This is a genomic window from Streptomyces sp. NPDC054866, assembly GCF_053610745.1.
Genome location: NZ_JBSGZA010000008.1, coordinates 1 through 16,198 on the forward strand (window position 1 = coordinate 1; position 16,198 = coordinate 16,198).

The window sequence follows — 16,198 nt, forward strand, 5'->3', positions numbered from 1 at the left end:
GACACCGACAACAACCCCACCCACCTCCCCCAAGCCCTCACCACCACCCCCCAACTCGCCCTCCACAACAACACCCTCCACACCCCCCACCTCACTCCGCTGCACGACGACCCGCCCTTGTCCCCGCCACCGGGCGTTGTGACCTGGCGGCTGGACACCAGCGAGCCGGGCACCATCGAGTCACTCCGGCTGGTGCCCTGCGAGGAGATGGCCGAGCCGCTCGCTCCCGGGACAGTCCGGGTGGCGGTGCGTGCGGCCGGGCTGAACTTCCGGGACGTGCTGATGGCGCTCGGGATGTACCCGGGCGAGCAGGTGATGGGCAGCGAGGGCGCCGGCGTCGTCACGGAGGTGGGGCCGGGGGTGACCGGACTCGCTCCCGGGGACCGTGTGATGGGCCTGCTGCCGCACTCCTTCGGGCCCGTCGCGGTCGCCGACGAGCGCCTGGTGGTGCGGATGCCGGACGGCTGGACCTTCGCGAAGGCCGCCTCCGTGCCGGTGGTCTTCCTCACCGCTTACTACGGGCTGCGCGACCTGGGACGGCTGGAGGAAGGGGACGCGGTCCTGGTGCACGCCGCGACCGGCGGCGTCGGCATGGCCGCCGTACAACTGGCGCGGCACTGGGGAGCGGAGGTGTACGCGACGGCCGGCCCGGCGAAACAGGGGCTGCTGCGGGACCTGGGGCTGGCGGAGGAGCGGATTGCGTCATCGCGCGATCTGGATTTCGCCGAGCGCTTCCTGCGGGTCTCCGGCGGAGGGATGCGGGTAGTGCTGAACTCGCTGGCGAAGGAGTTCGTGGACGCCTCGCTGCGGTTGCTGCCCGCGGGCGGGCGGTTCGTCGAGATGGGCAAGACGGACATCCGCGACGCCGCCGACGTCGCGGCCCGCCATCAGGGCGTCACCTATCGGGCGTTCGACCTGATGGAGGCGGGCCCGGACCGGATCCGGCAGATGCTCGGTGAGATCGTGACGCTGCTGGAAGCGGGCGTCCTTGACCCGCTGCCCGTGCGGACCTGGGACGTACGCCGAGCCACCGAGGCCTACCGTTTTATGAGTCAGGCACGGCACATCGGCAAGATCGTGCTGACCGTACCGTCGCCGCTGGACCCCGACGGCACCGTCCTGGTCACCGGTGGCACGGGCGCCCTGGGGGCCCAGGTCGCCCGGCATCTGGCGAGGGTGCACGGTGTGCGGCACTTGCTGCTGACCAGCCGGCGCGGCCTCGACGCGCCGGGAGCAGAGGAACTGCGGGGCGAGTTGGCGGAGCTCGGGGTGTCCGTCACGGTGGCCGCGTGCGACGTCTCGCGGCGCGAGGAGGTGGCGCGGCTGCTGGCCGGTGTGCCGGACGCGCATCCGCTGACCGCGGTGGTACATGCCGCCGGGGTGACCGCCGACGGCACGCTCGAAGCGCTCGACGCCGATGCCGTGGACCGGGTCCTGGACCCCAAGATGGCCGCGGCGGACCATCTCGACGAGCTGACCCGGCACCTCGACCTGAGCCGTTTTGTGCTGTTCTCATCGATCGCGGGCACGCTCGGTACGGCGGGTCAGGGCAACTACGCTGCGGCCAACGCGGGCCTGGACGCCCTGGCCCAGCGCCGGCAGGCGCTCGGTCACCCGGCGCTCTCGCTGGCCTGGGGGTACTGGGCACAGGAGAGCGAGTTGTCGGGGCACCTCGGTGACGCCGACGTGGCCCGGCTGAGCCGCAGTGGCATTCTGCCGCTGGCCACGGACGAGGGCCTGGCGTTGTTCGATGCCGCCGTGGCGCTGGGCGAGGCCGTGGTGGTACCGGCCCGGCTGAGCACCCGCGCCGAGCAGGGCTCCGACGTTCCGGCAGTGCTCAGCAAGGTGGTCCGGCCGATGCTGCGCCGCGCCGCGGGAACGGACGCGTCCACCGGGACGGACGGGGCGCAGGCCCGGCAGCTGGCCACGCTGCCGCCGGCGCAGCGGGCCGAGGCGCTGGTGAGGCTGGTCCGTACGCACGCCGCGGTGGTACTCGGTCACGAGTCGCCGAACACCGTTCCCCGTGATGCCACGTTCAAGACCATCGGCTTCGACTCGCTGGCTTCGGTGGAACTGCGCAACCGTCTCAACTCGGCAACCGGGCTGCGTATTTCAGCCACTGCGGTGTTCGATAACCCGACGCCGGAGGCGCTGGCGGAGCTGCTCGGCACGGAACTGCCGGGCACGGTCGCCGAGCCCGAGCCCGGCGCCGGCATGGAGAGCCTTGCCGCACTCGAAGGACAACTGGCCGCGGGCGCCCTGGACGACGAGAAGCGGTCGAGGTTCGCCAAGCGGCTGAGGTCGCTGCTCTGGCAGCTGGAAGACACGCACGCCGACCCCACCGGTGCCTCGGCGGCCGTAGACGAGCCCGGCGCCGAACTGTCCACGGCCAGTGACGACGAGATGTTCGCGCTGATCGACCGGGAGTTGGGCCGGGGCTGAGCGCCCCGCGGCCGGGGACACAAATGCCGCGGGCCCGTGAAGGAACGGGGCCCGCGGCAGGATGTGCAAGCGGTCGTACGAAGTGGTCAGGAGCCGGAGGCCGAGGCGGGTCGCCGATCCGTCGCACGAGGGGCGGCCGACTCGTCCCCGTCCGGGAAACCGGCGGTGTCCGGCCCGTACGTCTCCAGGAACTCCTTGAGTTCGGCCAGCACATCGGCTGCCTCGGCGCCGTCGATGACCCGGTGGTCGAACGCCAGGCTCAGCCGCATCATCGGAGCGACCACGACCGCACCCTTTCGGACAACGGCACGGTCCACCACCCGTCCGACACCGAGTGTGACGGTCGTACCGCCGAGCGACTGGAACCCGTCCACCGGCCGGTGGCCGAGGGAGGTGACGGCGACGGTGCCGACCAGCTCGCTGCGGTGTGCCAGTGAGCGGGTGGCCAGCCGGAACAGCAGCCGGCCGACCGGCACGGGCAGCCGGTGCAGCTTGCGCACCGGCGCGAACTCCGGCATGTGGTCGGGATCTCCGTCCCGGAACCGTTCCACGTGCCGCTGCACCGCTGCCAGGCTCGACCGTTCCAGTTCCGGGACGACGGTCGCCAGCACAACCCGTCGACCGCCCAGGGTCTTGTCCAGGGTCACCTTGCCACTGACCGTGGAGTAGCGCGCGATCCGGGGGCGCACCCGGCCGCGGACGGCCGCGTTGGCCTCCGGATGGCGGGCCAGTACCTGGCCCGCCGCCTGGAGTACGTAACTCACCACGGAGTACCGGCGACCCTCGTTGCGGGCCGCCGCCCGGTGGCGTTCGACGCAGCTCATGTCCACCTCGGTGTCGAGGTAGACGGGCGCGGCGGCGCGGATCTCGTCGCAGTGGTAGAGGGTGTGCCGCCGCTCGGCGGGGAACCGTGACTCGCTCACGCCGCGACCGCCACCTGATAGATGCCCCCGAGGGTTCCCGCCTCCAGCATGTCCGGCATGGAGACGCTGCGCCCGGTACGGCGTTCGAGAGCCGCGGTCAGCCAGAGCAGGTGGACGGAGTCCCAGCCGGCGATCTCGTCGAGGGGCCGTTGGGCGTCCTGGACGGACACCGCCAGCCCCAGCTCGTCACGGATCAGCACGACAAGATCGTCGATCGTGTTCATGAATGGGTCCTTCCGGGTTCGGGCCCACGACGGACAGTCAACGAGTCGTGGTCGCTGCGGAGTTCGAGAAGGCATGGAGATCGCGCAGGAGAGCGGTGGCGACGGCCCGTTCGGCGCCGTCCAGGTAGAAGTGGCCGCCCGGGAACCGCTCGATGCGGAAGCCGCCCGTGGTCAACTGCTCCCAGGCCCGCGCCTCCGCGTCGGTGACCCGCGGGTCGCTGGTGCCGGTGAAGACGGTGACCGGGCAGCGCAGGACGAGCCCGGGGTCGCGGCGATACGTCTCGACGGCTGTGTAGTCGGCACGCAGCGCGGGCAGAATCATGCCCCGCATGTCAGGGTCGGCCAGGATCTGCGGATCGGTGCCGCTCAGCGCGGTGATCTCGGCGATCAGCCCGTCGTCGTCCCTCAGATGCACGGTCTCGTGGCGGGGTGTGGCGGGCGAGTGCCGACCCGACGCGATGAACCCGATGGGCGCATTGACGCCGCCGCGCTCCAGCAGGCCGGCCGTCTCGAAACCGATCACGGCGCCCATGCTGTGCCCGAACAGGACCAGCGGCAGGTCCGTCAGTGGTTCGAGCACCGAGGCGACCCGGGCCGCCAGGGCGCGAGTGTCCCGAAGCGGCGGCTCGTGACGGCGCTCCTGACGGCCCGGATACTGCACGGCCACACAGTCGACGGACGGCGGCAGTGCCCGGTGCAGTGCGAGGAACGCGCTTGCGGCGCCCCCCGCGTGTGGCAGGCAGACCAGCCGGATGCTCGGTTGCCGGGCCGCGCCGAAGCGACGCAGCCACATGTCGTTGAACTCTCTGGGCACCGTCGTCATGCCTTCCTCCGCCCTCCCGGGTGCGAGAGCGCGTGGCACACGGCTGAGAGCGCACCTGGGGCACTCGGTCTCATCTGACGTCAGCGACGGTAGGGACGCCGGTTGAAAGGCCGACAAAGCTCGGCTAAAGAACCGTGTACCGCAGCGCGGTCCGCGCGTTCACGCCGTACGGGTGCCCAAGTGGATGCCGATCTCCTTGCGATGCGTGATGCCCAGTTTCTGGTAGATGCGTGTGAGGTGCTGCTCGACCGTGCTGGCGGTGATGTGGAGGCGACGGGCGACCTGGCGGTTGGTGAGCCCCTTGGCCACCAGTTCGGCCACCCTGTGCTCGGCCCGGGTGAGCCTTTGGGGCGCGGCCGGGGGCGGCTTCGGCTCCTCCTCGCGGGGGACGGGCGTGGTCCCCTGCAGGCAGTTGTGGGCGATCAGTATGGCCGTGCGCCGGGCCAGGACGGCCCACTTGTCATGGCCGAGGACCCACAGGGCCTCGTCCAGGTCGATCAGGGTTCTCGCCAGCTCCGGTCGGTCGCCCGAAGCGTGGTACTCGTTTGCGGCCTTGAGGAGCAGACGTGGCCGTGCGTGCGGCTCGGCCAGTGCCGCTTGCAATCGAAGCGCCATGGCCTGGTTCCGGCCGGACGTGCGCGGGCCGCGCGCCGTGTGTTCCGCCATCATGTACGCCGCCTGTTTCGGGTGCCCGAGCCGCAGCCACGCCTCGGCGGCGAACAGCCGCCAGGGCACCAGGGTCGGGTGGTCGACGTGGAACCGCTCGGCCAGTTTGCCGATGCGCAGGTAGTCGGAGAGCCCCGCGTGCGGCCGGTTGGTGGCGATGAGGAGACAGCCGCGGGCCCGGAGATAGCTGAGCCAGTAGACGCTCTTCTCCCAGGCGGGCGGCACCGGCTTGGCGAACACCCGGGCGGCCTCGTCGTAGCGCCCCATCTCGATGTACAGGGCGGCGAGCGTGGCCTCCGCGGCGCAGACCATCGCGCTGCTGCGCTCGGTGATGACGAGCTGCACGAGCCGGACGCAGTCCAGTCCGGCCGTCAGCTTTCCCTGGCGCAGGGCGACGAGAGCCTGCAGCAGGGCGAAGACCGTCTGCCAGCCAGGGGCTTCGCGGGCGGCGGACTCCTTGACCAGCCGCTCGCACCAGTGCCAGGCCGACTCCAGCCGGTCGGCGATGATCAGTGCCTTGACCGCACTGGACAGTGACCAGACGGTGGCGTCGGAGAGGACCGAGACCTCCAGGAGATTCTCGGCCGCTGTCGCCCAGTCGTCGCTGTCGCCGATGAGGAGGGAGCCTTCGGCGGTCCTGAACAGGGCTGTGGCCGATTCGTGCGCGGTTTGGCGGAGGAACGCGACGGGCGGCTCGTCCGAGTGGACAGGGGTGTGGAAGCTGGACCAGGCCCACAGCCAGGCGATGTTGGGATGGTCGCCCGCCCTGACGTCCCCCGCGCTGGTCTTCGCGCCCTGCTTCTGCAGAACCGTGAAGGCCTCCTCCAGCCGGCCGCAGCCGAAGAGCAGGTCCGCCAGCCCGTCACAGGCCGTGCCGGGCATGGTGCCCGACTCGAAGGCCGCCATGAGTTCGGGCAGGTGCCGAGCCTCCACGGTCGTGGGGTTCATCCGCAGGGCGATCAGCGCCAGCCGCATGTGGATCTCGACGCGGTCGGGTCCTTCGGGACAGCCCTCCAGGGCGAGTTCGAGACACCGGACGGCCAGCTGGGTGTCCTCCTCGCCCATGGCAGTCTCCGCGGCGTTGCGCAGCACCGTCCGCTGCCATGGCTCCTCGGTGTGCCGTGCGGCCAACAGGTGCCGGGCCACTTCGGTGGCGGGTGCCCCCGCGCTGTACTGGGCGGCAGCCACCTTGATGTGCAACCTGGTCCGCACGGAGGGATCCACATCCGCGAGAACGGTCCGCTGGGCGGTCGGGTGGCGGAACGACATTCCGTCGATAACGCCGGAATCCCGGAGAGCCGCGATCTGCGCGTCGATGAGAGAGGAGGAAATACCGCTCATCCGGGACAGCAGCTCCGGTGAGGCGGAATCGCCGAGGACGGACAGCAGACAGCCGATTTTAACGGCGGCGCAACCACTGCGACGCAGGACGGACATCACTGCCTGCCCATACATTGCGAGTTCGGTGGACTGCTCCATTTCAGTCAGGGGAAGTGTCATGTCCCTGCTCTTGAAATCCTCGAGCAGGGCGCTCAGCAGGAGGGGGCTGCCGCCGCTGAGGTGGTGGAGCAGCCGCACCCATCGATCGTGCGGCCGGTCGATCTCCGCCGCGGTCATCTCCCGGACTCCCCGCTCGTCGAGCGGACCCAGCCGGATGTGCTCGGTGTACGGGCGGCGCAGGAATTCCGTCTTGGTGGGTGCCTCTCGGTGCGGCAGGTGCGGTAAGTCGGTGACGACGAGCAGAATGCGTCGGTCCCTGTGCCAGTTGATGGTCTGGATCAGGAAGTCCAGCTGTGACCAGGGAATTTCCTGCACGTCGTCCACGCAGATCACCGCGAGCCCGCCGTCGGCCACGCGGGGCAGCGCGGTGGCGAACTGCACCGCCGGCGAGGTGGGCGCGGGCTGACTCTCCGGCAGGGACGCCGATGACTGCGCGGCCAGCTGGTGAAAGAGGGAAAGGGGAGGGTCGGCGGTCACCGCCCTGCCCTGAACACTGAGGACCGTGACGTCAGCAGTTATGGCGTGCTCGGTGAAGGCGTGCAGCAGAGCGCTCTTTCCGGCGCCTGCGCCGCCGGTGACGACGATCGTTCTCGATGGGCCGTGGCCACAATTGGAAAGAGCTGCCTTCAGAATTCCGAGTTCTCTCTCACGACTTACGAAAGCCATTCCGGAATACTCACCCCCGTGGGCCTGCGTACTGTGGGCACGCAAGCGATGAGCAACTCTTTACCGCAAATCTCGGTCGCACCGTACATCTCGGCCACAAGATATCCATCGCGCGGTGATGTGCAAGGTCGCCTTCTCGCAGTGGCGGAAAAGTGCGCCCGTTTTTTGCTAAATTATCCAGGCTGTCTGTATTCTCGTGGGCGCGTGAGGGTGCGTCCGGTAGCCGTGAATCCGGATTGGTGGCGTCCGGATATTCACTTGCAGGGCGCTGCGTACACTCCACCCGACGGCTTTGGTCGGGCTTTGGCCGGGCGGAACATCCTGCACGAATGGCTTCCCTGTACGCCTGGCTGCTCCGCGCGGCGCAGGATTCCCTGATCGCCTTCGGCCGGATATGGGTGTGGATCCCACCCGTCGAGTCCGAGCCGCCCCCGACGGGCCCGCCCCCGGGGCACCCGGAGCGGCTGTGTCCGGAGGTGCCGCTCAGCGTCACGGAGGCAGAGATCCTCAGGCTCCTTGCCGACCTCGACCCGCCGACGACGCCCCCCGATCGCTAGCCGGATCGAAAGCGCTCGCTGCGAGGGAATTCTTGCCGCGTGCCCTGTCGAGCTCAAGATCCACTGCATCAGAGTCACCCGGGGACGCACACTGTGGGGGATTCGTGACGATCGACGGCGATCTGCTCGGTACCGACGATCTGCTGCCCGGTGAGGTCGAGCCCGTCGTGGCCAGTCCCCAACGGGGCCTGCCTGGAGACGCATCATGATCGTCGGCAAGTGGTGCCCCGTCAGTGGCTGACGTGGACGTGTCAGGCGCGGGCGCTGGGAAGAGGTGGACGTCAGTCCGGCGACAGGATGGCCGGAAATCTTTCATGCTCGCCCAGCAGGGCGGGGGAGGGCTAGCCGTAGATATGTCGCACATCTGTACGGGTCGCAGTGTTCCCGCCGAGTACTTGTGTTCAGGTTGACAGCCTCGTCGTTGAAGTTCCTGAAGCAGTTCGGCTTGGCGAATCACTCGGGATGTCAAGCCCCTGGCCTTTTCTTTAGAGCATCACTCACTCAATCCAGACGGCATCAGACTTGGTGATTCAGGGTTCGCGAATCACTGCGCAGGCAATGCGGGTGAAAGCGAGGAAAAGGTCGCCATGGCATTCGTAGGGGCGGTGCAGGTCGGAGCAGTCGGCCAACCACTTGGCGCGTTGATCCTTGACGCGCTTGAGGGGCTGCGCGTCTGTGCTGGTGGGGGGCATCGATCCCACTCGCCCGTACAGCGCGGCGGCGGACGTCCGAGAGTGCCCCTGGTTCTCAGTCGACGGTGCCTTCAGCGTCTGCGGGGCTGCGTATAGGGCAAGGCTTTTATCCGGTCTGGTCCGGGCGTGGGCGTGGGCGTCACGACCGTGACGGGACAGCGCGCTTTGGCGCGGGGCTCGCGCGGTGGGACCGCAAGGCCAGGCCAGCAGGGGTAGCCGAGTTTCGGGCACCCACAGGCTTCTGCTGCGGCCCTCAGTAGGCGGACGTTCCGTAAAAGCCAGCAGGCCGGGGCCATGTGCCGGGCAGTTGGTGTCGCGTACCAGCGGATGCACCCGCGCGACCGGCAGCGCGTCCAGTCCGGCCGCAGAGTGCCACGTCAACTCGGCGCTTCCTCCCGCCGGTCATCGCTGGCTGCGGCGGGGATGGCGTTGTCGATGAGGACGGCGGCGATGGCGGCGGCGGTGGGGAAGGCGTCGGCGTCGAGGACCCGGGTGCGGGCAGCGGCGCCGTCGATGAGCAGTGCGAGCTGCTCGCCGAGCTGTTCGGGGTCGGCGGCGCCGGCTTCGCGGGCGGTGTCGGCGAGCCGCGCGGCGACGGCTTTCTTGTAGTCGCGTGCGTATTGGGACGCGGGGTGCTGGGGGTCGTGGAGTTCGACGGCGGCGGCGATGTAGGGGCACAGGGGGGTGGTGGGGGGGATGTCGAAGGCGCTGAGGAGCCGTTCGCGGGGCGTGAGGTCGGTGCGGTCGAATACGCCGCAAAGAACGGTGGGGTCGAACCGGCGCAGGTACTCGGCGACGAGTTCGTCCTTGCCGGTGAAGTGCTGGTAGGCCGTGCGCTTGGACACCTGGGCCGCCGCGCAGAGCTGGTCCATCCCGGTGCGGCTGATGCCCTGCTCGCGGAACAGCTGCTGGGCCGCGCCGATGATGCGCTCGCGGGCGCCCCGGCCGCGGCGGCGGCCCGTGGGGCCCTTCTCCAACTCCGTCATGGGTCCATCGTACCGCCGCTAGGTAACGACCGGTGTACATAGTTGCGCCCCCGCCACCCGCCCCGTACGTTAAGCACACAAGGCGGTGTACTTAACGCCGTCGTCCCCGGCACACACGGCACCACCGACCCAAGGGAATCACCATGGGAAAGCTCGACGGCAAGGTCGCAGTCATCACCGGCGGCACCACCGGCATGGCGCTGGCCGGCGCGAAGCTGTTCGTCGACGAGGGAGCGCACGTCTTCATCACCGGCCGCCGTCAGGACGCCCTGGACCAGGCCGTGAAGCAGATCGGCCGCAACGTCACCGGCGTCCAGGGCGACGCCGCCGACCTGGACGACCTGGACCGCCTGTACGACACCGTCAAGCAGGAGAAGGGCAGCCTCGACGTGCTGTGGGCCAGCGCCGGCGGGGGCGAGCCCGCCCCGCTCGGCGAGATCACCGAGGCCCAGTTCGACACCTGGTTCGGGCTCAACGCCCGCGGCACCCTGTTCACCGTCCAGAAGGCCCTGCCGCTCTTCAACGACGGCGGCTCCATCCTCATGACGGGCTCCAACGCCTCCCTCGGCGCCTTTCCCGGCTGGAGCGTCTATGCCGGCAGCAAGGCCGTCCAGCAGGCGTGGGCCCGAGTCTGGCTCAACGAGCTCAAGGACCGCCGCATCCGCGTCAACGTCCTGACCCCCGGCCAGGTCGCCACCGCCAAGCAGGAAGAACTCTTCGACGAGACCACCAGGCGCCAGTTCGAGTCCCTCATCCCCCGCGGCCAGATGGGCCGCCCCGATGAAATCGCCACCGCCGCCCTCTTCCTCGCCTCCGACGACTCCAGCTACGTCAACGGCATGGAACTCGTCGCCGACGGCGGCACCACCGCCATCTGAACCCAACAACACGCACCAGGACAGGACACCTTATGAGCAACATCAGCATCATCGGCACCGGGAACATGGCCCGCACCATCGGCGCGCGGGCGATAGCCGGCGACAACACCGTCGAGATCATGGGCCGCGATCAGTCCAAGGCCGCCGACCTGGCCAAGACCCTCGGCGGCGCCGCCACGACGGGAGAATGGGGCACCGCCCCGGCCGGGGACATCATCATCGTGGCGCTGCTGCACGACGGCGTCGTACCGGTCATCACCCAGTACGGAGACGCTCTCGCGGGCAAGGTCATCGTCGACATCAGCAACCCCTTCAACTCCACATTCGACGGGCTGGCCCACCGCGAGCAGACCTCGATCGCACAGGAAGCCGCCAAGGCGGCCCCCGCAAGCGCCAGCGTGGTGAAGGCGTTCAACACCGTCTTCCGCCACGTCCTGGAAAAGGGCCGACCCGACGTCTTCATCGCCGGCGACAGCACGCAGGCCAAGGCAAGCGTGGAAGCGTTCATCAAGAGCCTCGGGATGCGCCCGCTGGACGTCGGCGGCCTGAAAATGGCGCACTGGCTGGAAGGAGCAGGCGTGGTCACGGTCGGCCTCGCCAACCACGGGGTGGGGAACTTGGACTTCGCCCTCAGCATCACCGAACTTCCCGTCTGAGCAAACGGTTGACGGAGCCTCTTCGGAGCGGTTGCCGATCGGGGGACGGAGCTGGCGTGAGGGGGGTACGCAACGGACAGGGAAAGTTCACCTGCCGGTCGGACATTGACGTTAGGCACCCTGCGGGTAACGGAGGGTGCCTAACTTGTCAGGTTGCCTGGGGTACAACGGCGCCTGCAGGCACCCGACGTCTGGCTCTAGAAGAACCCAAGCTTCTTCGGGCTGTACGAAACAAGAAGGTTCTTCGTCTGCTGATAGTGCTCCAGCATCATCTTGTGCGTCTCGCGCCCGATCCCGGACTGCTTGTAGCCGCCGAACGCCGCGTGTGCGGGATACGCGTGGTAGCAGTTCGTCCAGACCCGGCCCGCCTGGATCGCGCGGCCCGCCCGGTAGGCGGTGTTCATGTCGCGCGTCCAGACTCCGGCACCCAGACCGTACAGCGTGTCGTTGGCGGTCTTGATGGCGTCGTCGAAGTCGCTGAAGGATGCGACGGAGACGACCGGGCCGAAGATCTCCTCCTGGAAGATCCGCATGCGGTTGTCACCCTCGAAGATCGTCGGCTGGACGTAGTAGCCACCGGCCAACTCACCGTCGTACGTGATGCGCTGACCGCCCGTCAGAACCTTGGCGCCCTCCTGCTGGCCGATGTCCAGGTACGAGAGGATCTTCTCCAGTTGGTCGTTGGAGGCCTGGGCTCCGATCATCGTGTCGGTGTCCAGCGGGTGCCCCGGAACGATCTGCTCGGTGCGGGCGACCGCCGCTTCCATGAACTCGCTGTAGTGGCCTCGCTGGACGAGGGCTCGCGACGGACACGTACACACCTCGCCGTTGTTGAGGGCGAACATCGTGAAGCCCTCGAGCGCCTTGTCACGGAAGTCGTCGTTGGCGGCCCAGACGTCGTCGAAGAAGATGTTCGGCGACTTCCCTCCCAGCTCCAGCGTCACCGGCTTGATGTTCTCCGAGGCGTACTGCATGATCAGCCGCCCCGTCGTGGTCTCACCGGTGAAGGCGACCTTCGCGACGCGCGGGCTGGAGGCGAGGGGCTTGCCCGCCTCGACGCCGAAGCCGTTGAGGATGTTGACGACACCCGGCGGCAGCAGGTCGGAGACCAGGCTCATCCAGTAGTGGATGGACGCCGGGGTCTGCTCAGCGGGCTTGAGTACGACCGCGTTGCCCGCCGCGAGAGCCGGCGCGAGCTTCCATGTCGCCATCAGGATGGGGAAGTTCCACGGAATGATCTGCGCGACGACGCCGAGCGGCTCGTGGAAGTGGTACGCGATGGTGTCCTCGTCCACCTCGCTCAGCGACCCCTCCTGCGCGCGGATGACCCCCGCGAAGTAGCGGAAGTGGTCGATGGCGAGCGGGATGTCGGCGGCCAGCGTCTCGCGTACCGGCTTGCCGTTCTCCCAGCTCTCGGCCACCGCGAGCCGTTCGAGGTTCGCCTCCATGCGGTCGGCGATCTTCCGCAGGACGTCCGCGCGTTCGGTCGCGGAGGTGCGGCCCCATGCGGGCGCGGCGGCATGCGCCGCGTCCAGCGCGCGCTCTACGTCCTCGGCCGTACCGCGGGCGATCTCGGTGAAGGGCTGCCCGTTGATCGGGCTCGGGTTCTCGAAGTACTGGCCGCGGGCGGGCGGGACGTACTCGCCGCCGATGAAGTGGTCGTAGCGGGCCTGATAGGAGACAACTGCGCCGTCGGTGCCGGGCGCTGCGTAACGGGTCATCTTGGTGGCCTCCCGGGGAAGGCTGCCCGCCGTTGGGCAGCTCTCGCCCGGAGGGTAGGAGGACGGACGTTGCAGGTACGTTGCGGAAGCTGGCCAGCGGCTCGTTCGGGTGTGGCGGGTGCGGGTGTGGGTGCGGGACGGGCGGATGGCTGGGCTGCGGTTTGGTCGGCTGCGTCGGGGTGCGGCGGCTACCTCGGGCCGCGTCGGACCACGGCGGCTGCTGCGCTGTGGCCGCTCCGGGGAACGGTTCTGCTGAGTTGGCTGCGCCTGCGCCCGCCCGCCGCCCACGCATACACGCACGCACCCATGGCGACGCCGCGCTCAGCCCGTCCCTCCCGCAGGCCCGGCGGGCAGGTTCAGCCGCTCCCTACCTCGCGTCAGTCAACTCCGCATCCAGCTCCCGGAGCCGGGACAGCACCGGTGGCGTCGCCCGAACCTGCGCGAGCGCGCGCCACACCGCGAGGTCGCCCTCACCCCACGGGGTATGCACCCAGTCCGCCAGTAGATCCGGGTCTCGGCGTGCGATCAGCGCAGCCCGCAGCTGATCGGCGAGCCTGCGCCGCAGCCGGGCCACGGCAGGTGCCTGGGAAGCAGGCAGAAGCGGACCCGCGTATGCGGCGGCTGCCGCGGTGACCGCCCCCGAACCGAGCCGTCGCTCGACGGCATCGAGATCCGACTCGACCGGCACCGAGAGCCGGTACGGACGCGACCGGAGCAGATCCGGCCCCAGAAGCCGCCGCAGCCGGGCCAACTCGGCCCGCAGCGTCACCGGCGTCACCGACTCGTCCTCGTACAGCGCGCACAGCAGCTCATCGCCGGTCAGCCCCTCGGGGTGGCGAGCGAGCAGGACGAGGATCTCGCTGTGCCTGCGGCTCAGCCGCACCTTGCGACCGCCGGTCAGCAGCAGTGCCTCGTCACGGCCGAGCGCGGTGAGCCCCACGGCATCTCTGTCCTCCACCGGCGGTGACAGCAGGGCTAGTTGAGACTCCGCCGCCCGAGCGACCGCCTGCACGAAGGCGAGGCTGTGCGGATGCGCGAGGTCGTCACCCCCGGTGATGTCCACCGCTCCGAGCAGCCGCCCGGTCCGCGGATCGTGCACCGGAGCCGCCGCGCACGTCCACGGCTGGACGCGCCGGATGAAGTGCTCGGCCGCGAACACCTGCACCGGGCGGTCCAATGCCACCGCCGTCCCCGGGGCATTCGTCCCCATCGCGGATTCCGCCCACCGTGCGCCCGGCACGAAGTTCATCCGCCCGGCCTTCTGCCGCGTCGCGGAGTGACCCTCGACCCAGAGCAGCCTCCCGTACGCGTCGCACACCGCGAGGAGATGCTCACCGTCCATCGCGAACGTGCCCATCAGCTCACGGAACAGCGGCATCACCCCGGCCAGCGGATGCTCGGCGCGATACGAACCGAGGTCCCCGTCGGTGAGCTCCACCGCCGCGCCGGTGTCCTCCGGGCTGACCCTGGCCCTGGCCGAGCGCCGCCACGAATCGGCCACCACGGAACGCACCGGTCGCGTGAGCGTCCCTGCCTCGGTGAACCTCTCGTGGGCGCGCCGCAGCACCCGCAGCCGCTCGGCAGGATCGGCACCGGCTTCCAGGGCCACCCATGGTTCGGTCAACTCGGCCTCCCGGGACGGCGATGGGTGCTGCCATCGTCGCCCCGCGAGCGGGCGCCGACAAGCGCTGTGGCAAGCCTCCGACTAGCGCCTCGATCAGAGGTCCGACACGCGCCAGGTCGTGAGCCGGCCGGTGTCACGCAGAGTTGACCAGGCGGATATAGCGCGTCCAGTCCCAGTGCCGCCCTGGATCGGTGTGGTCGGCGCCGGGCACTTCGACGTGCCCGATGATGTGCTTGCGGTCCTTGGGAATGTCGTACGTATCGCAGATGGCCGAGGTCAGCAGCGCGGACTGCTCGTACATCGCGTCGGTGAAGTACTCGGGCTTATCCACCCATCCTTCGTGCTCGATGCCGATGCTTCGGGTGTTGTAGTCCCAGTTGCCGGCATGCCAGCCGACGTTGCGTTCGCGGACGCACTGGGCGATGCGACCGTCCCTGGAACGCACCACGTAGTGGGCCGAAACCTTCTTCGCCGAGTTCTGGAAGATGGCGAGCGTGTCGGCGTAGGTCTCCTGGGTGACGTGGACGATCACGTAGTCGACGGGGTAGGTGCCGGGGCGGTTGGCGGCCGTGTAGTTGGAGCTGCTGGCCGGAACCCACTCGGCGAGTGGATAGTCGACCGCACGAGGCCGGGCCGTGGCGCGGGTCGCGGGGAGGAGCGCGGCGGGGACGGCGGCCAGGGCCGCCCCCTGCAACAGCCTGCGCCTGCTGGGGAAGCGTCTTGCTCGATCCATGGCTGGCCTGCCTCTCGGTGGGGGGAACAGCTGCACTCTTTTCAGTGGGGCAGCAGCGTGGCCGTCTCTCGCAGCCGCGCGTGCAGTCCCCGGTGAGTTTCGCGCGCGGGCAGCCATTCCTTGCGGAGCTTGGCCACGCACGTGTAGTTGGTGTCGCAGACATTGGCGAGCGGCGACTCGACGGTCTGTGTCAAGAACTGGTAGGCGTCGAGCTCACTGAAGCCGTAGTCCCGCACCAGCCACTGCACCAGGTCGAGTTGGGATATTCGGAAGGCGTCCTCAAGCGGGCGTGCCGACCCGGTGGAGATGATGTGGGTGTCGGACTCCATGCGTGGCCAGGGCGTGGTGATCCCCTTCAGGAGTTCGACGATCACGACTGTGTTCATCGCGCACTCCACGGCGACTCCGCAGGTTTCCCCCTCGCCTTGCCGTGCGTGTCCGTCGCCCAGGCTCAGGAGCGCGCCCTCCACATTCACTCCGAGGTAGCAGGTGACCCCGGCCCGCATTTCGGGCGTGTCCATGTTGCCGCCGTGCGCGTCGGGCACGAGAGCCGAGCGCACCTCCAGGTTGGCCGGTGCGACGCCGACCGTGCCGTGCATCGGATCCATCGGCAGCGCGATCTCGAAGTCTCCGTCGCGCGCGCTGAAGTGAGCGGTGCGCCGGCCTCGGTCGAGCTGCCATATCCACACGGTCTCGGGCAGCGGAGGCTGGAGCGATGCGGTGGTGTGGGTGGAGGTGAGCGCTCCGAAGAGGGGGACCGTGGTGGACGCAGCCCAGTCGCGGGCCGGTTCGATCGACACGAAGTGCACGGCGACGGTGTCGCCCGGCTCGCGCCCTCGACATGGAAGGGTCCGGTCTGCGGGTTCAGGAACGGAAACTGGCAGACCTCGGACACCAGATCCTTCTCGGAGCGCACGTTTCCCGCGAAACAGTCCTCCGTATACAGGTCGAGCACCGTACCCGGAGCGATCCGCGCCACGGGTGGCGCACCGCCGAACGTCCAGGCGAACTCGCCCGGTTCGGGCCGCACGGTCAGGATCCGAGGCTGGTTCATGGCAGGGCTGCTCTCTTCCGTCGCTCCAGCGTGGACACGAAACCGCCGCCAGA

Annotated in this window: 12 protein-coding genes and 1 pseudogene; 4 read left to right on the forward strand and 9 right to left on the reverse strand. The window is 69.2% G+C overall.

Annotated elements, in window-relative coordinates:
* On the forward strand, window positions 1-2,442 hold a 2,442-nt coding region (locus ACWGI2_RS33150; RefSeq protein WP_453699476.1), incomplete at its 5' end, for an SDR family NAD(P)-dependent oxidoreductase.
* Window positions 2,443-2,528: 86 nt separating this feature from the next.
* Here ACWGI2_RS33150 and ACWGI2_RS33155 read toward each other — a convergent pair.
* The 4 genes from ACWGI2_RS33155 to ACWGI2_RS33170 form a co-directional block, all read right to left on the reverse strand.
* Entirely contained in the window at window positions 2,529-3,365 is an 837-nt protein-coding gene (locus ACWGI2_RS33155; RefSeq protein ID WP_453699478.1) for a 2-oxo acid dehydrogenase subunit E2, read from the reverse strand.
* Window positions 3,362-3,589, reverse strand: coding sequence for an acyl carrier protein (locus ACWGI2_RS33160; protein WP_160502934.1), 228 nt, complete (start codon window positions 3,587-3,589; stop codon window positions 3,362-3,364). Before ACWGI2_RS33160 ends, ACWGI2_RS33155 begins: the two co-directional genes overlap by 4 nt.
* 37 nt (window positions 3,590-3,626) lie before the next feature.
* The gene (locus ACWGI2_RS33165; RefSeq protein WP_453398592.1) at window positions 3,627-4,412 is read right to left on the reverse strand and encodes a thioesterase II family protein; all 786 of its coding nucleotides are present in this window, start codon (window positions 4,410-4,412) and stop codon (window positions 3,627-3,629) included.
* A gap of 159 nt (window positions 4,413-4,571) precedes the next feature.
* Entirely contained in the window at window positions 4,572-7,244 is a 2,673-nt protein-coding gene (locus ACWGI2_RS33170; RefSeq protein WP_453699479.1) for a LuxR C-terminal-related transcriptional regulator, read from the reverse strand.
* A 329-nt stretch (window positions 7,245-7,573) separates the two neighbouring features.
* Between ACWGI2_RS33170 and ACWGI2_RS33175 the strand changes: the two genes are divergently transcribed.
* Window positions 7,574-7,801 (forward strand): DUF6059 family protein, encoded by a 228-nt coding sequence (locus ACWGI2_RS33175; RefSeq protein ID WP_453398590.1) that lies wholly within the window; start codon window positions 7,574-7,576, stop codon window positions 7,799-7,801.
* A 1,069-nt stretch (window positions 7,802-8,870) separates the two neighbouring features.
* On the opposite strand, the gene ACWGI2_RS33180 is transcribed toward ACWGI2_RS33175, so the two are convergent.
* The gene (locus ACWGI2_RS33180; protein WP_453699481.1) at window positions 8,871-9,479 is read right to left on the reverse strand and encodes a TetR/AcrR family transcriptional regulator; all 609 of its coding nucleotides are present in this window, start codon (window positions 9,477-9,479) and stop codon (window positions 8,871-8,873) included.
* 143 nt (window positions 9,480-9,622) lie between these two features.
* On the opposite strand from ACWGI2_RS33180, the gene ACWGI2_RS33185 reads away from it, so the two are divergent.
* Both ACWGI2_RS33185 and ACWGI2_RS33190 read left to right on the forward strand, forming a co-directional pair.
* Complete coding sequence (locus ACWGI2_RS33185; protein ID WP_453699482.1) at window positions 9,623-10,357, forward strand: SDR family NAD(P)-dependent oxidoreductase; 735 nt, start codon at window positions 9,623-9,625, stop codon at window positions 10,355-10,357.
* 32 nt (window positions 10,358-10,389) lie between these two features.
* Window positions 10,390-11,013: an NADPH-dependent F420 reductase gene (locus ACWGI2_RS33190; protein WP_453699483.1), complete on the forward strand. Its 624-nt coding sequence runs from the start codon at window positions 10,390-10,392 to the stop codon at window positions 11,011-11,013.
* A gap of 197 nt (window positions 11,014-11,210) precedes the next feature.
* Here the strand turns inward: ACWGI2_RS33190 and exaC are convergent, their stop codons facing one another.
* From exaC to ACWGI2_RS33210, 4 genes and pseudogenes are all read right to left on the reverse strand, one after another.
* A complete protein-coding gene (gene exaC, locus ACWGI2_RS33195) occupies window positions 11,211-12,734 on the reverse strand; it encodes an acetaldehyde dehydrogenase ExaC (RefSeq protein WP_453699484.1) in 1,524 nt (507 codons plus the stop codon).
* A gap of 367 nt (window positions 12,735-13,101) precedes the next feature.
* Window positions 13,102-14,358: a GAF domain-containing protein gene (locus ACWGI2_RS33200; protein ID WP_453699485.1), complete on the reverse strand. Its 1,257-nt coding sequence runs from the start codon at window positions 14,356-14,358 to the stop codon at window positions 13,102-13,104.
* A 133-nt stretch (window positions 14,359-14,491) separates the two neighbouring features.
* Window positions 14,492-15,091: an N-acetylmuramoyl-L-alanine amidase gene (locus tag ACWGI2_RS33205; RefSeq protein WP_453398584.1), complete on the reverse strand. Its 600-nt coding sequence runs from the start codon at window positions 15,089-15,091 to the stop codon at window positions 14,492-14,494.
* Between the two features lie 41 nt (window positions 15,092-15,132).
* Window positions 15,133-16,145: pseudogene (locus ACWGI2_RS33210) on the reverse strand (acetamidase/formamidase family protein).
* Window positions 16,146-16,198: the final 53 nt, after the last annotated feature.

What these genes read in the sequence shown, in the direction of transcription:
- ACWGI2_RS33160 (WP_160502934.1), bottom strand. Translation starts at nt 3,589, where the DNA reads ATGAACACGATCGACGATCTTGTCGTGCTGATCCGTGACGAGCTGGGG.
- ACWGI2_RS33165 (WP_453398592.1), bottom strand. Translation starts at nt 4,412, where the DNA reads ATGACGACGGTGCCCAGAGAGTTCAACGACATGTGGCTGCGTCGCTTC.
- ACWGI2_RS33170 (WP_453699479.1), bottom strand. Translation starts at nt 7,244, where the DNA reads ATGGCTTTCGTAAGTCGTGAGAGAGAACTCGGAATTCTGAAGGCAGCT.
- ACWGI2_RS33175 (WP_453398590.1), top strand. Translation starts at nt 7,574, where the DNA reads ATGGCTTCCCTGTACGCCTGGCTGCTCCGCGCGGCGCAGGATTCCCTG.
- ACWGI2_RS33180 (WP_453699481.1), bottom strand. Translation starts at nt 9,479, where the DNA reads ATGACGGAGTTGGAGAAGGGCCCCACGGGCCGCCGCCGCGGCCGGGGC.
- ACWGI2_RS33185 (WP_453699482.1), top strand. Translation starts at nt 9,623, where the DNA reads ATGGGAAAGCTCGACGGCAAGGTCGCAGTCATCACCGGCGGCACCACC.
- ACWGI2_RS33190 (WP_453699483.1), top strand. Translation starts at nt 10,390, where the DNA reads ATGAGCAACATCAGCATCATCGGCACCGGGAACATGGCCCGCACCATC.
- exaC (WP_453699484.1), bottom strand. Translation starts at nt 12,734, where the DNA reads ATGACCCGTTACGCAGCGCCCGGCACCGACGGCGCAGTTGTCTCCTAT.
- ACWGI2_RS33205 (WP_453398584.1), bottom strand. Translation starts at nt 15,091, where the DNA reads ATGGATCGAGCAAGACGCTTCCCCAGCAGGCGCAGGCTGTTGCAGGGG.